Below are 413 nucleotides of genomic sequence, written 5' to 3'. Positions count from 1 at the left end.
CCCCCCCCGGCCGGCGGGTACGGCTGGTAGAGCTGGAAGGGCGAGCCCGGGAACTGGACGAACCGGCCACCTTCGGTGGCTGACTCCATGGTGACTTCGTGCATGGTGGGGGTGCGGGGATCCGTGACGGTGGCGCTCTTAGAATGTTCGGTCGGCTGCCGACAAGACCATCTGCGGCCGGATTGCCGAATTTCCATCCCTCCAAGGATTTTTTCCCATGTCTCTCTTTTCCGCGGTCGAAATGGCCCCGCGCGACCCGATCCTGGGCCTGAACGAGCAATTCAACGCCGACCCCCACCCCAGGAAGGTCAACCTGGGCGTGGGCGTGTATTTCGACGACGAGGGCAAGCTGCCGCTGCTGCAGTGCGTGCGGGCGGCGGAGAAGGCCCTGATGGAGCGGCCGGCCGCACGCG

General features: G+C 66.1%; 1 pseudogene. It reads left to right on the top strand.

Annotated features, from left to right (window positions below):
* Positions 1-217 precede the first annotated feature (217 nt).
* Positions 218-413, top strand: a pseudogene (locus A612_RS16390) (aromatic amino acid aminotransferase); the annotation flags it as partial.

It is taken from the genome of Melaminivora alkalimesophila (assembly GCF_000282995.1).
Classification (GTDB): domain Bacteria; phylum Pseudomonadota; class Gammaproteobacteria; order Burkholderiales; family Burkholderiaceae_C; genus Melaminivora; species Melaminivora alkalimesophila.
The sequence above is the reverse complement of the archived record's forward strand: the minus strand, read 5'-3'. Positions and strand labels throughout refer to the sequence as shown.